The organism is Bacillus sp. SIMBA_154, assembly GCF_046536015.1.
Classification (GTDB): Bacteria; Bacillota; Bacilli; order Bacillales; family Bacillaceae; genus Bacillus; species Bacillus pumilus_P.
This window is the reverse complement of the sequence record NZ_JAWJBV010000766.1, coordinates 1-228: the sequence shown is the minus strand read 5'-3', so window position 1 is coordinate 228 and position 228 is coordinate 1. Positions and strand designations below refer to the sequence as shown.

The 228-nt window shown below is 65.8% G+C and carries 1 pseudogene; it reads right to left on the bottom strand.

Annotated elements, in window-relative coordinates:
• Window positions 1–228: pseudogene (locus R0K30_RS23960) on the bottom strand (hypothetical protein); the annotation flags it as partial.

Here is a 228-nt window from a genome sequence, read left to right as displayed (position 1 = left end):
ACCCCAGCCCTGCTGCACATATTGCCGGTAGGCCCGGCGAAAGCCATCGGGGGTGCACACAGCGCCTTGCTCCAGGCGGCAGCCCTGCTCATCGCCCTGGCGGTTAAGCGGCGCAACCACCTCGCCGGCAAACCGCGCGCCTTGTTCGAGGATGCCATCAATGGTTTCGCGATCCAGCTCGTTGCCCAGGCGGGCACAGTGCGCCGTCACATCGAACAGTTCGTGCAG